The organism is Candidatus Hydrogenedentota bacterium, assembly GCA_035416745.1.
Lineage (GTDB): Bacteria > Hydrogenedentota > Hydrogenedentia > Hydrogenedentales > SLHB01 > UBA2224.
On sequence record DAOLNV010000050.1, the window covers coordinates 1 to 18634 of the forward strand.

Sequence of the window (18634 nt, forward strand, 5' to 3'; positions counted from 1 at the left end):
AGCGGGCGGGACCATACCATATGGGCTGAGCGTCTGTCAAGGTGCGGACGCGGGCCGGAACACTCTGGCAGCTGCAGGGTCAGTGCCGGGGCAGTTTCTGGAACTGTGCAGGGCAGGCTGGGTTGTACGCGCAAAACATGGATTTATTAGAATTCGTTTGGCGCGAAGAATGTATACTCTCTGTTGATCGTCTGAGGCGCGAACCGCCATTTAACGAAGAGTGGAAGAATCACTTACCGGGGGCTTGCCATGAAACAGAACCTGCGCTTCTCGTTGATATTGGTGTTAGTCCTGGCGGCTGTGGCCGCCGTGTGGTGGCTGCTGTCACGGCAGGGCGCCGAGGCGCCTTCGGGGCCGGAGGTCACGCGCGGCGAGACCGAAGAACAATCGCGAGCGCCGCTTCCCCCGGCGCCGCGTGTTAAACCTGACGAGACTCCGCAGCGGCTCGACCGGAGCGCGGTAGGCACACGGGTCTCGGTGGATGCGCCAACGGCTGTGCGCCGGACCAGCGGCGGAGGCATCCTTACGGGGCTCGTGCTCGACGAGGCCTTGAAGCCGGCCCCGGGGGTTAAGGTTGTTATGAGCCGAACGGCCTCCGAGCAGGGCGATGCGGTTATTGAAGAGCCTTCTACGGCGGCGACCGGCGCGGATGGTACCTTTGCCGCGGAGGGATTGGCCTATGGCGTATACAGCCTGCTTGCCACAAGCGGGAACACGGCCGCGGCGCAGTCCGCGCAGGTGCGCTCCTATTTCCCGGACATGGCTTTGATGCTCAGGTTGCGCCCAGCATATAACCTTGGGGGACGCGTGGTGGACCCGCAGGGGGCACCGACTGCCGAGGCGCATGTTACCGTGATGTACGTGCCGACGGAAAGCATGATGGGCCGGTGGGGAATCTCTGGCTCGCCGCAGGACAGAGCTCAGGCATTGCCCCTGGAATCCGTAACCGACGCCCAAGGGGCCTTTGCGTTCGAATCGGTGCCTGCAAAAGAAGTGTTCGTGGCGGTGAAAGCCGAGGGGTACGCTCCGCATATCAGCGAATTGATTAAACTTCCCGTTACGGGCGCGGTTATCACGCTTGCTGCCGGCGGCAGCGTGGCGGGCCGGGTCCTCCAGACAGATACCGGCGAACCCCTGAGCGGGTTTGCGCTGCGGGTTTCGGGGCCGACTTCGTTGGATAAGCATGAAACCACGACTAATGAGTCGGGGGAATTCGTATGTGCATCTCTTCGGCCGGGCGAATACGCGCTCATGCCTGCCGACGATACCTGGGCGAATGCCGAAAGTGCGCCTCGGATCAAGCTGGCCTCGGGCGAAGCAAGACAGGGCATCGACCTGCGGGTGGCGCAGAGCGGGACGATCAGGGGACGCGTCTACAACGAACAGACGGGCAACGGGATACCGGGAGCAGCGGTGATTCTGCGCAAGAACCTCATGGGTTACGGCAATTCCGTGAGCACCGACAATAACGGCGCTTACGAGATGCGTGGGGTCCCTCCGGGAGAACACGCCTTGGCGGTTCAGATGAACGACCGGCTGGCGAGTAATCCCTATGGTGACCAGGAGGCTGCAGTGCTTAGTGTCAAGGCCGGTGCGGTCCTCGAGGGGGTCGACCTTGCCGTGTACATGGGCACGACTGTCAGTGGGCGCGTGGAGTATGCAGACGGCTCGCCTGGGGGATCTGCCACGGTTTTTGTCATTCCAGTCGCGGGGTATGGCCGGGCACGAGTTATGGCCGACACGAATGGCTCGTTTGTTTTTTCGGGGCCCGCCAATGGCGAACAACTGCGGCTGCAGGCATTCAAGGGCACTCAGGCTTCCGCGCCCACGGAAGCGCTGCAGGTGCCCGCGACGGGCACGCTGGAGGACATTGTGCTGACCCTGCAGGAAGGCGGCGTCATCGCGGGCGTAGTGACGAACCGTTCCGGGGCCCCTTTGCCGGCGATGAACGTCCTGGTCGGGGGGACGGCGAACCAACTGCAACCCAATTTCGCGTCTGCCGATGATACCGGGAGTTTTCTGGTCGCGGGGCTGCCTCCGGGCTCGTATACAGTCACGGCGATGACTCAAGGCGAACAGGGCAGCGGAGACGCCACGACTACGATCGATTTGGCTGCGGGACAGCGGGTCAGCGATGTGGTTCTGATCTGGGAAAAGGAAGCCCCTGCTGTGGGCCCCAAAGGGAACCTTACTATCTCGGGCCGGGTGCTGGATTCCGCGGGCAAACCCCTGTCGGACGCGATTGTATACGGTACGCTGAATGAAAGGAACATGCCCTACACCTCGAAAAGCCTGGTTGACGGCTCGTTCACGTTGAGCGGGCTCGCGGCAGGGGCCTACAAGCTCAGCGCGATTGCGGGGGGGAATCGCACCACGGAACCCGTGGATGCCCAGGCGGGGGCGTCGGGAATCCGGCTGACTGTAGCCACACAGGGCAAGGTCTCCGGGAGAGTGCTCGACGCGGCCACGGGCAAACCGGTGACGCGTTTTGGCGTGGCCTTTGTCACTCCGGGTTATTTGGAGAAACCCTCAGCTCAATACGTTTATTGGCAGCGGTACACCAGCCCCGAAGGCGAGTTCTCCGCGGCAATGCGCGAGCAGCGCCAGCGGCAGAGCGGGAATCTCGCGTTGGCGGTCCGTGCGGACGGCTACTCCCCGGTCGAACAGGTGCTGGGGGCTCTGTCGCAAGGCCAGAATGTGGAGGGCCTGCTGATTCGTATGAAGCCCGGCGCGCGGGTGGAAGGCGTGGTACAGACATCGTCGGGCCAGACGGTTGCCGGGGCGTCCATCTACCTCGAGCGGTACGATCCGTACAGGTCTCCTGAGACGCGGACCAATTCCGAGGGGCAGTTCGTATTGACCAATCTTCCGTTATCGGCCATCAAACTCGTGGCCGGGCATCCCGCGTACAGTAATGGCGAAGCCTCGGTGACCCCGCGCGCGGGGACCACTTCCCACGTGACCATCGAACTTCCAGCGGGCGGCTCGGTCGAGGGAATAGTCAGAATGGGCAACCAGCCCCGGGCTGGGACCAGCGTGTATCTGTACATGTTCGAGGGCGGGAATCAGCAGTCTTCCACGGTGACCGATGCGTCAGGCCACTACGTGTTCAGCAACGTCACCAGCGGCCGCGGCCAAGTCTCCACATACGTCCAGTCCAGCCGTGGAAACCTCAATCAGAGCCGCCAGGTCATCGTCGAAACCGGGCGCACCACGACAGCCGACTTCGATCTTCCGGCCGAAACGGGCGGGCTCGAGGGGGTGGTCACGATTGGAGGACAGCCCGTGACCAACGCGCATGTCAGCGCGTACCTGTCGTCGGAAGAAGGCTCGACATCGAGCTATGCGCAGACGAACAGCGACGGCTCATACGTCATCAACAGCGTACCGGCCGGCGAAGTCCGTGTCTCGGTCTACATACGCGACAGCAGCGGGGGAGGGGGCCGCCAGCACTCTGAGACCGCGCAGATCGTTGCAGGCAGTGTCACGCGACTGGACTTCGATCTGCCCCTGCCGACGTTTGTCTCGGGCTACTTGTCCGGCCTTAAAGAGGGCGAAATGGGTTACATCGGGTTGCTGCCGGGAGAAATCAAGCTCGGCCCGCTTACGAAAGAGAAGGTCCAGGAGTACTTGGGCATGCTGGCCGGCCAAGCCGAGATGAATCCTGACGGCACCTTCCGCATGGAGAATGTCGAACCGGGAACGTACACGGTCGTGGGTGTGGCCGCGGACCCCAATGCCGCTACGCCTGAAGACGCGATCATGAACGCGCGCATCGTCACCGAGGTCATCGAGGTGAACGAAGGCGAGGAGATCACAGTCCAATTGTCGATCGACTGACCACGGTGGGGTCAGGATGGCACGTCACCCCAGACGGAACAAGCACCGGTGGAAGGGGCTATGCCAATAGAGCCGCAAGCACTGTTCGGAAGGGCAGCCGTGTTGTGTGAGCTTGCGGCCGGTTTTGACGAGTAAGCGCCAATTCAGCGCCCTGAAAGTTCTGGAACCCAGGGGCAAACGCGGGCTATCCAGGCCCCGCAATCGGCTGCCCCGCCAACTTTCTCAGAATGCTCTCATACCGCCCCATGGGAACGCGCACCTTGCCCATGAGGGAACGGCGGCCTTTGGCGCGGCCGTGGCAATCGGAGCCTCCGGCAACCAGAAGGTGGTTTGCTTCGGCCACCTGGATGAACTCGTCTACGCGGCCGGGTTTGTGTTGCGGATGATACGCTTCGATGCCGTCAAACGGCAGCGTCAGGAGCTGTGGCAGTTTCTTGCGAACGCCCCCAAGACCGGGGTGCCCGACGAAGGCCAGCCCGCCGGCCGCATGGATGGCTTCGATGGCCTCCATGCAGGGAACGCGCGCGCTGGCCACAAACGCAGGTCTCCCGCGCCCAATGTACCGGTCGAAGGCTTCCTGCGCAGAGCGCACATGGCCGGCCTCGTGCAATTCCTGAGCGATGTGCATGCGTCCGACCGCGTCCGCGGCTCGCGCGGCGACGTTGTCGTGGGCCACGACGATGCCGATGGATGCCAGCTTGTCGACGATGGCGCGCGACCGTTCCGCGCGGCCTTGGGCGAGAACATCCAAGAGCTGGCGGAGACGGGGCGATTCGGGCGAGACCCCCAGGCCCACGACATGGACCTCGAGTTTGTCCAGGCAAGTGGTGATCTCGACCCCGTTCAGGAAGGCAATTCCATGGGTCCGGGCCGCTGCGGCGGCCTTGGAAAGGCCGGACACCGTGTCATGATCCGTAACCGCCAGGGCCGCAACCTTGAGTTCCGCCGCACGCTGCACCACGGCTTCCGGGGAATCCGCCCCATCGGAGCAATTGGTGTGAACGTGGAGGTCTGCAAAGGGCGTTTCCGAGGTTTACTCTCCTTTGAGGCGGTCCAGGACGCCGTTGACAAACCGGGGCGCCTCATCATTTCCGAAGCGTTTGGCTATCTCGATCGCTTCGTTGATAGCCACCTTTTCCGGGACGTCATCCGCGTATCGCAATTCGAACAGGGCCACTCGCAGGATGTTGTGCTCGACACGTCCCACGCGTTCGGGCCGCCAATTGGCCAGAACGCCCGTGATTGCGGCGTCCAGCGCATCCCGGTGCTGCATGATGCCCTTGACCAGCCGTTCCGCGTACGCTTTGGCGGCAGGGCGGACGGGGGAGGTTGCCCAGAAGTCATCGATCGCCGTTTCCCAGTCGTATTCCGTGAAATCGAGACCGTATAGAAACTGGACCGCGCACTCGCGCCCCGTGCGGCGCGCTTTGGGACTGAATAGCATCTTCAGAGTTGTTCCATCAGGTTGACCATTTCGATGGCGGCGCATGCGGCGTCAAACCCTTTGTTGCCGGCTTTGGTGCCGGCGCGTTCGACCGCCTGTTCGATGGTGTCCGTCGTAAGGACCCCGAATGCCACGGGCACCTGAGTATCGAGCGTGACGTGCGCCACTCCCTTGGAGACCTCGGCCGCCACATAGTCGAAATGAGGCGTGCTTCCCCGGATGACGGCCCCCAGGGCGATCACCGCGTCGTACTTGCCCGAGACGGCCATCTTCTTGGCGACGACGGGGATCTCGAACGAGCCCGGGGTCCATGCGACGGTAATCTCTTTATCCTGCACCCCGTGGCGTTGCAGCGCGTCCAAGGCCCCCTCGAGCAGCTTCCCCGAGATGAACTCGTTGAAGCGCGACACGATGATTCCGTATTTCTTCCCCGACGATACGAGCTTTCCTTCAATAACCTTCGGCATCAAACCACTCCTTTCATGACAGCAAATGGCCGAGCTTGTCTCTCTTTGTCTGCAGATACCGCGCGTTTATCTCGTTTGGCGGGATCTGAATCGGCACCAGACTGACCACCTCGAGACCATACCCTTCGAGCCCCGCCCGCTTGATCGGGTTATTGGTCAGCAGGCGCATGCGGCGGACGCCCAGATCGGTCAGGATTTGCGCGCCGATCCCGTACTCGCGCGGATCAGGGTCGAACCCGAGATGCACGTTAGCCTCCACGGTGTCCATGCCGTTGTCCTGCAACTCATAGGCCCGGATCTTGTTCATGAGCCCGATGCCGCGTCCTTCCTGGCGCATGTAGACCACGACGCCCCGGCCCTCCTGTTCGATCATGCGCATGGCCTCATGAAGCTGCGAGCCGCAGTCGCACCGCATCGACGCGAACACGTCGCCGGTCAGGCATTCCGAGTGAACCCGCACGAGCACGGGCTCTTCGGTGGCCACATCGCCCTTGACGAGGGCCACGTGTTCGCGCACATCGACGTCGTTCTCATAGGCGATGAGATCGAACGCGCCGTATTCGGTCTGGAGCCGGGTCCGCGCGGCCCTGTGCACGAGCTGTTCGTTGCGGCGGCGCCACTGGATGATGCTCTCGACCGAACACATCTTGAGACCAAACTCTTCGGCAATCTTGGCGAGTTGAGGAACGCGCGCCATGGTGCCGTCCGAATTGATGACTTCACAGATCACCGCCGCCGGATTCATCCCGGCAATCCGGGCCAAATCAACGGAACCTTCGGTCTGGCCGGCGCGGACCAGCACGCCGCCCGTCCGCGCGCGCAACGGGAAGATGTGGCCGGGCTGCACCAGCTCGCGCGGCTTGGTGTTGGGATCGATGGCGACCTGCACTGTCCGTGCACGATCATATGCGCTGATGCCCGTGCTCACGCCTTCCGCGGCTTCGATGGAGACGTGAAACGCCGTCCCGAAACGCGACCGGTTCTGGGCGGTCATCGGAGGGATCCCGAGTTCATCGAGCCGTTCGCCGGTCATGGCGAGGCACACCAGGCCCCGCCCGTGCGTGATCATGAAGTTGATGGCCTCGGGAGTGACTTTTTCGGCCGCGACCACGAAATCGCCCTCGTTTTCCCGATCCTCGTCGTCTACGAGGATGATGATCTTCCCTGCCCGAAGCTCGTCGAGTATTTCAGGTATCGATGCGAACATATGAGACTCCTGCCGGCGTCAGGCAAATCCGTGGCGCGCAAGAAAATCCTGCGTCAGACCGCCGTTGCCGGCCTTGACATAGTGGTAGATGTGCTTGCCGATAACATCGGCCTCCAGGTTCACGCGGTCGCCCGGGCGTTTTGCGCCCAGAATGGTCCGGTTGACCGTCTCGGGGATGATGGCCACGCCAAACGTGTCTCCGGCGGGTTCCACGACCGTCAGGCTGATGCCGTCGACCGCGATGGACCCTTTGGGCACGAGATAGCGTGCAACCTCGTCCGGGGCGCGGAACCGCCACAGCGAGAAATCGCCCTGGTTCCTCACGGAATACACCTGCCCGATGCCGTCGACGTGCCCTTGCACGAAGTGGCCTCCGAAACGGTCGCCCATGGCCATGGCGCGCTCGAGGTTCACCGCGTCGCCGGGGCGCGCGGTCCCGAGAGTCGTGCGTTCGGCGGTTTCGGGCGACACCTGCGCGGTGAACCCCTTCTCATCGAAAGCTGCAACGGTCAGGCATGCGCCGTTAACAGCGATGCTGTCGCCAATGCGCATTCCCTCCAGAACCACCTCGGCCAGGATCGAAAGGTCCGAACCCGACCTCCGTGAAACCGCGCCCACTTCCTCGACAATACCCGTGAACATGTCTCTAACCTGCTTTTACGTACGCTTCGATGAGCAAATCGTCGCCTACCTGTTCGGCGCTCATGCGTTCGAGAAGAACGGCCTCGTCCATGGTGGCCACGCCTTCGCCCTCGACAGCCGTGATCGCTTCACGGCCCCCGATGATCTTGGGGGCGACAAAAAACATCACCTTGTCAACGACGCCGGCCTCGAATGCAGATGCATGGGTGGTGCCGCCGCCCTCGATCAGCACCGAGGTGACCTCGCGCTGGGCCAGGACGGTCATGAGATGCCGCATGTCAAACCCGTCGCCGCCGCGCCTCACATGCAGCACTTCGTCGGCCCGATCGCACACACGTTCTTCCGGCAGGACAACCCAAGTGGGGGCAGTGCTCTCGACTTCAAACACCCGGCGCTTTTCGTCCAGGTAATCGTCAGCGTCCAGGATGATGCGGATGGGATCATGCTTTTCCCCGGCATCCAGGCGCGTGGTAAGGCTGGGATCGTCCAGCATGACCGTGCGGCTGCCCACGAGGATGGCGTCCACCTCGTTTCGCAGCTGGTGAACCCGGCGCCGCGATTCCTCGCATGTGACCCACCTCGAATGGCCCGCGTGGGTGGCGATCTTGCCGTCCAGGGTCATTGCAGCCTTACAGATGACAAATGGCATGCCCGTGGTGATGTATTTGATGAAGGCTTCGTTGAGTTTCCGGGCCTCTTCCTCGAGAACCCCGGCTTCGACATCTATTCCCGCCTGTCGGAGACGGTAAATACCTTCGCCGGACACCTTTGGATTCGGGTCGCTCATGGCCACCACCACGCGGGCGGGGCGTTTCTCGAGGAGCAGGTCTACACAGGGCGGTGTGCGGCCTTCATGCGTACACGGTTCGAGGTTGATGTACATCGTGGCGCCCCGGACATCGCCGCTTGCCTGTTCGATGGCCAGTACTTCGGCGTGGGGCTCTCCGGCGCGCCTGTGGTAGTCTTCGCCAATGACCTTCCCATCGCGAACAATGACACACCCCACCATCGGATTCGGCGAGGTGCGGCCCTTACCCTTTGCGGCAAGCTCAAGGGCGCGGCGCATGTATTGTCTGTCGGCTGAACTGGTCATCATCGGCCGTTCCTGACAAAAAAGTCCCGAAGGCTCAACACCTTCGGGACGCTATGGTTTCTCTGAGCCTCACCTTCTCCTATCCGGACTATACCGTCGGCACCGGAATTTCACCGGATCCTGCGCGTATCGCGCTCGCGGGCTGTCACCGCCGGTCGGGAATCACACCCTGCCCCGAAGGCAAGTATTCTTAAAATCTATCTTATAGAGTTTATCAGGGCCGCCACCCTGTGTCAATTCGGCGTATCTTTCAGGTGCATTCGGTCCCTTGGGCCACTTGCCCCAACTGCCTGCAGTGTCGGCTATTCCTCCGGCGAACGCGAGAAACCGGACCGTCCGCTGGCAGGCGCTTCAGAAGGTTCTTCCGACGCCTGAATTCGGGGGCGTGGTTTGAGCAGAAACTCCCCGCGCCGAAGGCTTTTCGCGACGTCATCGACCGGGCGGAAAGGCCCCCGGCCCGGGTGGTCGGGGTACGGGTCGCCCTCAGTGTGAAGGAAGAATGCCTCGCCATCGAATTCCACCGATTCCGACAGCGTGCCGCCCCGATCGGTAATCCGCTCGAGGCGCCCGTCAATAACACGGTAATAGCCGGAGTCCTCAATGGCTCTGTCGGCGCCTTCTCCGAAGACCGTCTGTTCATAGCGGCCATTCTCATAGAAGAGCAACACAATATGCCCTTGACGGCCAAGCGCGGACACAGTGTAATGGTTCTCCCAGGCGCCGGCGACCTTCTCTGTCAATCGCCGGTCCTCCGAATTCAGGCCGCCGGCGGCCACCCAGCCGTCCGGATTGTCCTGGATGCTTTCTTCCGGCAGCCGCACGCTCATGGCCTGCCCGGGTTCGAGAAAGAATTCCATGTCATACTGAACCTGGTTCGTGTGGTCATATTTCGCGCCCGGCCAATACCAACTTCTAAGCATGTAATACCCCGGCGGAAGCTGGTCGAAGTAGAAATGGCCGCCGTCGCCGGGAGAGGCGTCCCAGTAGGTTTGAGAACTGCGCTCGAAGTCCTGGTAGAGATACGGTGGTGCGGCGCACCATGACAGTCTCACCGCCAGCTGAGGCGGTACTCCGCCCTTCTCATCGGTGGCAACACCGTCCACGGCCGCCTCGCGTTCCATCGTCAATTCCAACTGTCGGTCATTGCCATCCCACACCGTGCGAGTCCGCCCGTAATCCGGATGGGACGCGAGCACAATACCTTTCTCGTGATTGATACTTTCGAGTTCAGCCCAGCCTGCAGCGCCGGTCGTGGCCGAAACAGGCCGCCACATGGGCGAATCCATTTCTCGCCAATCGAAAGGCTGCGTCATGTAGTCGGCCGTAATGTCCTGAACCACCACTTTTGCACCCTGTATCGGCGCGCCGCCGGCATCGGCTTCCGTCACGCGAACCTTGAGAGCCTTGGGCACTCCCAAGCGGAAGAGAGTCTCGGGAACGCGGCCGAGATCCTCCGCAGGATATGCCAATACCGGTTCCGCGACGCCGTCCAGGTAGCCGGACGCCATTGCGATCAGTTGCAGGTATTCGCCCGGGGCAAAGCTTGGACTCGCCAGGGTGAACACGCCCTCGTCGTTCGTGAAACTGTAGCCGCGAAAGAATTCATTGATCTCCATCCCAAACGGCGTGGGGAGGCCAGAATCCCTTGACACAGTCCGCGTAATGATCTGGAAATTGCGCAGGGGGTGCCCATCCCACGCGACGAGCCGCCCGCGCATCACCCCGCAAGGGGGATCGTCAGGCCAATCCCTGATTTCCCGGATCTCTTGCCTGTCGACCGGGTCCAACGTAAACGTGATGTTCTCGGCAGCCGTCCCCGGGGCTGCGCGCGCAACAAATTTCTTGCGGGCCGTTTCTTTGCCCTCAACCGGCTCGGGTTCCCAACACGTTTGTATGAAACGCGGTTGTTCCGCCGTAAGGGTGATTTCCTTTCCCCGGGGAAGACCGTCATAAACGAATCGTCCGTATTGGTCGCAGACTTCGTAGTACGCGCTGAGCACGCCGCGGCCCGAACCTGCCGCGCAGACCCACGCGTTGGCCAGCCCGCGCCCCTCCTTATCGACAACACGGCCCGACACGCGCACGCCTGGCTCCACAGACAAGTCAAGTTCAAAATCATCGCGGAGCAGCGTGGAATAGATGATGTATTTGCGGGCGTAGCCCGGACACAGCACGGCCAGTGTCTGATAGGCGTGATCCTGGCCCTCTATCTCATAGAACCCTTCGTTATCGCCCCCGACAAGCAGGCGGCTCGAGGTCCAGAGCTGTGGATGCGAGACAGGTTTGCCGGTTGTATTGTCGTACACCCGGCCATGAACAATGCACCGCTCTTCGGTGGGGATATTGGCGGGGATTTCCCTGTTCTCGCCGTTCGTGATGATTTGCCCGTGCGGCGCGGCGTCCGATTCTCCGCCGAATCGTCCCAGCCGCGCCGAGACCATCCATTGGCCCGGCGGCACCACGAGCGAATAGCGCCCGTCTTCATCCGCCACGGTTTCGCGAGTGTCGCGGGCCTGCATGGCAAAGCGGGCGGCCCAGACTTTGGCTTTTGGCAGCGCGCCGCCATTCGGCGCGTAAACCGTGCCCATAACCGTGTCCACCGCCTTTTCGTCCATCTCTGTGCCCGGGTATCCCGCGGGAGCGACCACGCGGCCCGGCACAAGCGCTCCCGGCGCTGGTTCCGTTTTCCCGGGAGACGGGGGAGGGGAGGGCTCCGAAGTTTCGATTGCTGCAGGCATCTCCGGAGTTCCAAGAACCTCCGCGAGTGCCCGCGGCTCTTCTCGTGGGAGCGAAGGTCCCGCAGAAGCTTCGATGGTAATCGCTGCCTTTTCAGGCGCGGGCCCGCCGAAGATCGCACCGGTTCCCACGATGGTGATGCCTAAGACGGCCAGCACCGCTATTGTGCTTAACGCGACTTGTTTCGCGCCCCAAGCGGCAAACACCTCCTGAGCCACCGAGCTTATGGCGCCGGAAGGCGTCTGAACCGGCCGGCCTGCGGGTACGCTCATCGCGGCCGCTGGCGGCAAAGCCGCAATCACGCCGGCCGTGAACTTCTTGTCGGGCCGCGAACCCGCGAGCGAATTCTCGACAAGGGCCGCCATTTCGTCTTTGAGCATCCGGCGTCCCCGCAACAGGCGCTGTTTCACCGCGCTCTCCGACAAGCCCGTCGCCGCAGCCACCCGTTCTACCGAGTGACCTTCGCGGTAATACAGAATCAGAGGCACACGGTACGCTTCCGGGACCTTTTCCACGATTTGCCACACCAGCTTCTGTTCCTCGTGGAGGGTGGCAGCGTCCCGCGGTGTTTCACAGGACTGTTCGGCTGCCTGCGATGCCTGTTGAAGGACCTTCGTGTGCTCGGTCTCGCGCCGCCGTTTCCGAAGCGCCGAGAACGAGATGTGGCGCGCAACACTGCATAGCCACGAACGCAGCCTCTCAGGCTTGTCCAGACGGCTCAGATTCAGCCACGCCGCGACAAATGTCTCCTGCGCAAGGTCTTCCGAGGCCGCGTAATCCCCCGTGGCGCCGTAGGTGATCGCACACACCAGCGACTTGTAACGTTCAACGATCGCTTCGAAAGCGGAGCGATCCCCCCGCGTTGCCAGGCTTACCAACTGTGCGTCGTTCATATCGTTCCAGCCCCTGTTTGGAACTCATGCCCGTTCGTTCTCGCCAATAAGTGACCTGGCAGGCCAACCTGGTTACATCATACTCCTAACCGGCCACGGTACCGCGGCTTGCCAGGTCATGGTTCCTCAGCCGGGGGGCCAGGAACATACGGTAGATTCACGGTCAGGTAACAAAAGCCCACCCCTTTGTCAGAAGTCCACGGCGGTTCTCCTGTTTGTCCCTTGGGCCCCTTCTCAACTTCCGCCGCGCGCCTTGACAATTCCCCCGTCGTGTGGGACAAACCATGAGGAACGTTTTCAGGGCGACAAGAGGGAAGAACCTATGAAAAAGACGTGGTTGTTCCTGCCGGCGCTGCTCGTCTTACTCGTACTTTGTACAGGCTGTCCCATCACGGACGACACCGTACCCCCGGACGACACCAATCCCGTCCCGCAAGCCATCCTTGATATGGAGATGGACACCCATTACGCCATCAACGCCGAACGCGCCGCCGAATCTCTGCCCGCGCTCGTCATGGACGAGTCCCTTCGCGCCGTCGCGCGGGCCCACAGCCAGGATATGATCGATCGTGACTTCTTCGATCACACGAATCCCGATGGCGACGACGTCGGCGACCGCCTGGCCGATGCCGGCATCAGCTATGCTTGGGCCGGCGAGAACATCGCCTGGAACAGGGGCTACGCTGATCCTGTCGCGACCACCGTCGACGGCTGGATGGGCAGTCCCGGCCACCGCGCCAACATCCTCCGGTCCCAATTCACCCATACCGGCATCGGCATTGCCGTGACCACCGATAGCGCTTACTATTTCACCCAGGTCTTTACTGGTCCCAGCAAATCCGTCGGCGCACCCTATGCTGAGGTTTACACCTACGGCCCGCTCGCCATTGACAATCGCTAGAAACTCACGCAAGCGAGCGCGAAAGCGCGAGACGGGCCTGTCTGCCCCAGGTTCTTCGAGTAGAATCTCAGTTGTTGCGTGAGTCCCGCCACGCCGCTCTTACGATCGAAGGGCCGCAGTTCTTGTCATTCGTCCCTTTCGTCGATTGTGTCCCTGGGGGCACTTCCTTTTTCTTCTTTCGCGCAAGCTGCTCGAAGCTTACGCCTCCGCCTTCGCCGGCACGGTCTTCGCCGCCTCGCTTGGCACTTCCACGACGCGCGCCAGGGCGATCTGGGCCATCTTGTAGAGAACGACGGCGCTGAGGAACGGGAAGAAGAGCAGTTCGAAGAACAACAGTGCGGCGTACTGCACGAACATGAGCAGGCTCTCGTTGAGCAGATTCCCGAGCGAATTGGCGGCCTTGGTAAGGCCCTGTTTGAGCTGCTCGAGACTCTCGCCCGGGTTCACGAGCGACAGCTTCTCGCGCAGCATATTGAACTCGGTCTTGGTGCGCTCGAACTGTTTCACGACGGCGAAAATCTGCTCGCGGTTCTTTTCTTTGAGCGGCTCGATGTACACGTTGCCCAAGAGGTCCGTCGCGAGCAGCGCCAAGGGAACGACATATGCCACGAGCGCGCCAAGCGACACGAACCGAAGCCCGGCCCGGTTGAATGCGCGCCTCCGCTTCGGCCACAGCGCCGCCCCAGCCCAGAGGACCAGTCCTATGCCGATAATCTTAATGCCGACCGCGAGAAACCCCGTCTCGAGCAGCATCTTGTAGAACGCCAGGATGGTCAGCCCGTAGAGCAAAACCTTCCAGACGTAATCGATATAGTCGTAGACCGATTGCACGAGGTCGCCGATCTCGATGTTGAACCCTACCCCAATCGAGCTGCCCTCAATCACCGCCATGCCCGCTTTCACCGATGATACCCCCAGGAAGACATAGGCGTTCTTCTCCAAGGCGTCATCAATGGACCCAGCCGCCGAACTGTTGAGAAAATCGTACCCCGTAAGGTACTGAACGTCGCGCGTCAACAACAGACAAGCCAAGCCAATCAGGATTAACCCTGCCGCGCGCGCGTAGCGCCCCTGCGCAGTACCGAGTCCTTGTTTGATCTTCTCAAGCTGTTGTCGCATGGCCTTCCTCCAGAGGGAATTCACCCCGTGGCGCCCCACTACGGGGCGCTACGCACTATTATTCGCATTTCCGCGATTTGGTTCACTATTTGCCAAGCCAAAAAGGTGCAGACTGCGGCTAAAATGTGTATCCTGTGCATCTTGCAGCGTTCAAAAGCAACGGAGTTAGCCATGGCCGACGTACGCGTCCGTATCGCACCGTCTCCTACAGGTTTTCTGCACATCGGCACCGCCAAGACCGCACTGTTCAACTGGCTCTTTGCGCGCAAATATAACGGAACGTTCATCTTGCGACTCGAAGACACCGATGTCGAGCGCAGCGCCGAGGAATACGCCCAAGCTATGTGCGAAGGGTTTCACTGGCTGGGGATTGACTGGGACGAAGGCCCCGAGTTCGGCGGCGTACCCGAGAAGGGCGGCTACGGCCCTTACCGCCAGTCGCAGCGCCGGGAGCTGCACCGCCAGGAAGCGTTTCGCCTGCTCGCGGAGGGCAAGGCCTATAAATGCTTTTGCACGAAGGAAGAGCTCGAGGAGATGCGCGAACAGGCCCGCCAGCAGAAACTGCCTCCGCGCTATAACGGCACATGGCGCAATGCCACCCCCGAGCAGGTGGCCGCAATGGGCGACGCGCCGTACGCCGTTCGGTTCAAAGTCCCCGAGGGCGAGACGGTTATCCAGGACCTGGTGCAGGGCGAAGTGCGCACCAACAACAAGGAATACGACGATTTTGTCATTCTGAAACCCAACGGCGATCCGATTTTCCATCTCGCGGTGGTTGTCGACGACGGCACAATGAAGATCAGCCACGTTATCCGCGGCGACGACCACCTGACCAACGCCGCGCGCCACGTGATGCTGTTCAACGCCCTCGGATACGACCTTCCAAAGTTTGCCCATCTGCCCATGGTGCTTGACGAAGCTGGCAAGAAGTTCAGCAAACGCCTTCACGGCGCGAATGTGTTGGACTGGCGCGACGACGGGTATCTCCCCGAAGCACTCATCAACTACGTGGTCCTGCTCGGCTGGACCCCCGAGGAGGAAGGCCGCGAACTGTTCACGCGCGACGAGCTTGTCGAGCATTTCAGCGTGGAGCGCCTCGGGGCATCGCCCGCGAAGTTCGACCTCAAGAAGCTGCAGTGGCTCAACGGGCAGCATATCCGCCGCCTCACCGCCGAACAGTTGCGCGACCGGGTGGTTCCGATTCTCGAGAAGGCCGGTTTCGATACAGGCGCCAAATCCGAGGCCTGGCTCACCAAAATGACCGAGATCTGCCAGACGAAGATCCCGACCCTCAACGATATCGTGCCCTACACCGATTTCTTCTTCGCGGAACCGGCGGAATACGAGGAGAAGGCCGTCGGCAAGCAATGGCGGAAAGAAGGCGGTCTCGACAGAATGCGCACGATCCGCGGTCTACTCGAAGGCATCACCTCGTGGGACCACGATACGCTCAAAGCCGCTTACGAGAAGCTCAGCGAGGAGTCGGGCGTAGCGCTGGGCCAATTCGTCCATCCCACGCGTCTGGCTTGTACCGGAAAGAGTGTCGGTCCCGGATTGTTTGAATTGCTCGAGCTTCTGGGGAAAGACGTGTGCATGAAGCGCATGGACAAGGCTATCCGGTTTATCGAGACAACGGAGGAGAAGGCATCGTGACCAAAGCCATGATCGGGATCGATTTGGGCGGCACCAATGTCAAGACCGCCGTGGTAAGCCGCGAAGGCGAGGTGATGGGGAAAGACTCCCGGCCCACGGAAGCGGAAGAAGGCCTGGACGCTGTACTTGGCAAAATGGTCGAGGGCGTGGATGCCGCGCTTCACGACGCGAACATCCGGCGTTCGGACGTGCTCGCCATCGGAATCGGCGCGCCGGGACCGATGAACTGGCAGACTGGCGTGGTCTTCGCTCCCCCCAACCTCCCCGGCTGGAAGGATGTCCCCCTCGCCCAGCTCATGCGCGAACGCCTCGGTGTTCCGGTTTACGTCGACAACGACGCCAACGTGGCTTGCTACGGCGAGTTCTGGCTGGGCGCCGGCCGTAACGTCGATTCCATGGTCTTGCTGACCCTCGGCACGGGCGTGGGTGGCGGGATTGTCGTGATGGGCCAGTTGTTGCGCGGCCCCGACGGGACCGCGGGCGAGATCGGTCATCTGTGCGTGAAGCGCGACGGACGCCAGTGCAACTGCGGCGCCAAGGGATGCCTCGAACAGTACGCCTCCGTTTCAGGCATGTTGAAGACCGCCAGGAAGCGAATCGAGCAGGGCGGACTCGATACCGCACTGATTCGGATGTGCGGCGGAAACCTCGATAATCTTACCGGGAAAATGGTCTCCGATGCCGTCGAACAGGGCGACACCTTCGCGAAGTGGGTCATGGAAGAGACCGGCCGCTGGCTCGGTACCGGCATCGGAAGCATCATCAATCTCCTCAACCCCGAGATGGTCGTGTTGGCGGGCGGCATGATCGCCGCCGGAGACGTCCTCTTCACGCCCGTGCGCGAGACCGCCCGGGCGCAGTCCTTCGAGGTGCCTGGAAAACGCGCCGAGATCATCCCCGCGGGTCTAGGCGGCGACGCAGGCGTCATCGGCGCTGCAGGTTGCGCGCTGTCACGCGTAGAACAGAGTTAGGCAACAAGACTACCTTCTACCACGGAGAACACCGCAGAACGCGCGCGAAAAGAGAAGAAAGCAATGAGTCATCTGCTTTTCCTGGGGCGTATCACCTCAGGGAGGAAATGAGAATTGCGTGATTGTCCGGACAGTGTATGTGAGCGCGTTATGGGCGCGGCATTCGGGGTAGACGTCGTTTTCGAAAGCTGTTTGTTGGCGGAGCTGGAATTCGTCCCGGAATTGAACGGTCCGCACATGTCGGGGATCATAAGTTCCCGAAGGCTTCTTGATTTCAAACGCGGATATCTCATGAACTTCAATATGCGGCATATGGCAGCCGGTATCAGGCGGCTCTAATGAATGCTGCACCGGAGACAATGCGTGAGTATTAGAACGTGCGCCCTTTTCCGTGTCCTCCGCGGCAGTAGGTCTCGGGTTGTCTGTCCCGTGTATGGGAAACGCTTGAGCTTTTGCCGGCGTGGGGGACGGCAATGATCCTGACAGTGACCCCAAATCCGTGCGTCGACAAGACCGTTTTCATCGACAGACTCACTGTCGGCGCCTTCATTCGTTCCGGCAAGTGCACCTGCATCCCCGGCGGAAAGGGCGCCAACGTCTCGCGCGCCGTCAAAGCGCTGGGCCGTCCCACGAAAGCCATGGCCATCGTCGGAGGCCATCCCGGACGGCATGTTGTAGACATGATCGAACAGCAGGACGGGGTTGAGTGCATCCCCGCCTGGGTCGAATCGCAGACCCGTACCATCACCACCGTGCTCGAAGAACCCGTGCATCGCCAGACGGCCTTTTTCGAGCCCGGCTCGCGCGTCACCAGCGCTGAATATGCGGCGATCGTCGCGAAGTTCCAAGAAGCCGTTGCTGGGGCGCATGTGGTCACCTTCAACGGCACCGTCTGCGACAAGAGCATCAAAAACCTCTACCGTGACCTGATCCCCATCGCTAAACAGGCCGGCGCCACGACAATCCTTGATTCCCACGGCCCCGAATTCGCCCTTGGACTCGAATCCGTCCCTTACATGGTCAAACCCAACGTGGCCGAGACCGAGGAGGTGTTCGGGTACTCGCTCGAGACCGATCACGCCAAGTGGCAGGCCATCGCGCAGTTCCACGCCGGGGGCATCGAACTCGTCGCGCTCTCGTTGGGCGAACGGGGCGCCTTTGTCTCACGCGGCAACGAGCGGTTCCACGTTGTGCCGCCGAAAATCGCCGAGGTCAACCCCGTCGGTAGCGGGGACGCATTCGTAGCGGCATTCGCCATCGGACTGCTCGAGAACATGTCCCTGCGGGACATGGCAATGCTGGGATGCGCCGCCGGGGCAGCCAATGCCATGAACTGGGACATCGGACACTTCACCAAAGAAGAAGTCGAGACCCTCATGCCCAAGGTGGAAGTGCGCTCCTTCAACATGAACTCCGGCAAAGGTTTCTGAGCACACTGTGCGCAAGGGGAGTACATCGAAACGGTGAAAGAGGCATTTCCAGAGGGCCCTCAAATAGCAACAGAACCGTTACGCGCGCCAACGGCGCTGAAAAATCCCGGCTCATCGGGGTCCCCGAGGCGCATGGTACCGTACCTGGTTCCGCCGGTGCTTGCCCGGCGATCTGGGTCCGGACGAGCGCTTGATCCGTTAAGGGTTCTTTGAGATACTGGTCGGGTCGAACGTGCGG

General features: G+C 61.5%; 12 protein-coding genes, 1 pseudogene and 1 riboswitch. Of the genes and pseudogenes, 5 read left to right on the forward strand and 8 right to left on the reverse strand.

What is annotated here, in order from left to right:
• The first annotated feature begins 249 nt into the window (after positions 1–249).
• A complete protein-coding gene (locus tag PLJ71_14575) occupies positions 250–3840 on the forward strand; it encodes a carboxypeptidase-like regulatory domain-containing protein (protein HQM49911.1) in 3591 nt (1196 codons plus the stop codon).
• A 184-nt stretch (positions 3841–4024) separates the two neighbouring features.
• Here PLJ71_14575 and PLJ71_14580 read toward each other — a convergent pair.
• The 7 genes and pseudogenes from PLJ71_14580 to PLJ71_14610 all read right to left on the reverse strand — a co-directional run bounded on the left by PLJ71_14580 (position 4025) and on the right by PLJ71_14610 (position 12322).
• Positions 4025–4840 (reverse strand): annotated as a pseudogene (locus tag PLJ71_14580) (PHP domain-containing protein).
• A gap of 33 nt (positions 4841–4873) precedes the next feature.
• Complete coding sequence (gene nusB, locus PLJ71_14585) at positions 4874–5284, reverse strand: transcription antitermination factor NusB (protein HQM49912.1); 411 nt, start codon at positions 5282–5284, stop codon at positions 4874–4876.
• 2 nt (positions 5285–5286) lie between these two features.
• Positions 5287–5751 (reverse strand): 6,7-dimethyl-8-ribityllumazine synthase, encoded by a 465-nt coding sequence (ribE, locus tag PLJ71_14590; GenBank protein HQM49913.1) that lies wholly within the window; start codon positions 5749–5751, stop codon positions 5287–5289.
• A 13-nt stretch (positions 5752–5764) separates the two neighbouring features.
• Positions 5765–6958, reverse strand: coding sequence for a bifunctional 3,4-dihydroxy-2-butanone-4-phosphate synthase/GTP cyclohydrolase II (locus PLJ71_14595; GenBank protein HQM49914.1), 1194 nt, complete (start codon positions 6956–6958; stop codon positions 5765–5767).
• Between the two features lie 18 nt (positions 6959–6976).
• Complete coding sequence (locus PLJ71_14600) at positions 6977–7600, reverse strand: riboflavin synthase (protein ID HQM49915.1); 624 nt, start codon at positions 7598–7600, stop codon at positions 6977–6979.
• 4 nt (positions 7601–7604) lie between these two features.
• Positions 7605–8696: a bifunctional diaminohydroxyphosphoribosylaminopyrimidine deaminase/5-amino-6-(5-phosphoribosylamino)uracil reductase RibD gene (ribD, locus tag PLJ71_14605; GenBank protein HQM49916.1), complete on the reverse strand. Its 1092-nt coding sequence runs from the start codon at positions 8694–8696 to the stop codon at positions 7605–7607.
• A 64-nt stretch (positions 8697–8760) separates the two neighbouring features.
• Positions 8761–8879: riboswitch (FMN riboswitch) on the reverse strand.
• Between the two features lie 116 nt (positions 8880–8995).
• Positions 8996–12322: a sigma-70 family RNA polymerase sigma factor gene (locus tag PLJ71_14610; protein ID HQM49917.1), complete on the reverse strand. Its 3327-nt coding sequence runs from the start codon at positions 12320–12322 to the stop codon at positions 8996–8998.
• A 322-nt stretch (positions 12323–12644) separates the two neighbouring features.
• Here PLJ71_14610 and PLJ71_14615 point away from each other — a divergent pair, with 322 nt between their 5' ends.
• Entirely contained in the window at positions 12645–13223 is a 579-nt protein-coding gene (locus tag PLJ71_14615; GenBank protein ID HQM49918.1) for a CAP domain-containing protein, read from the forward strand.
• A 198-nt stretch (positions 13224–13421) separates the two neighbouring features.
• On the opposite strand, the gene PLJ71_14620 is transcribed toward PLJ71_14615, so the two are convergent.
• Complete coding sequence (locus PLJ71_14620) at positions 13422–14342, reverse strand: hypothetical protein (protein HQM49919.1); 921 nt, start codon at positions 14340–14342, stop codon at positions 13422–13424.
• Positions 14343–14513: 171 nt separating this feature from the next.
• Here PLJ71_14620 and gltX point away from each other — a divergent pair, with 171 nt between their 5' ends.
• The 3 genes from gltX to PLJ71_14635 all read left to right on the forward strand — a co-directional run bounded on the left by gltX (position 14514) and on the right by PLJ71_14635 (position 18396).
• Entirely contained in the window at positions 14514–15995 is a 1482-nt protein-coding gene (gene gltX / locus PLJ71_14625; protein HQM49920.1) for a glutamate--tRNA ligase, read from the forward strand.
• On the forward strand, positions 15992–16966 hold the full coding sequence (locus tag PLJ71_14630; protein ID HQM49921.1) for an ROK family glucokinase: 975 nt from the start codon (positions 15992–15994) through the stop codon (positions 16964–16966). The genes gltX and PLJ71_14630 overlap by 4 nt, the downstream gene beginning before the upstream one ends.
• Positions 16967–17439: 473 nt before the next feature.
• Positions 17440–18396, forward strand: a complete 957-nt coding sequence (locus PLJ71_14635) for a hexose kinase (GenBank protein ID HQM49922.1) — start codon at positions 17440–17442, stop codon at positions 18394–18396.
• Positions 18397–18634: the final 238 nt, after the last annotated feature.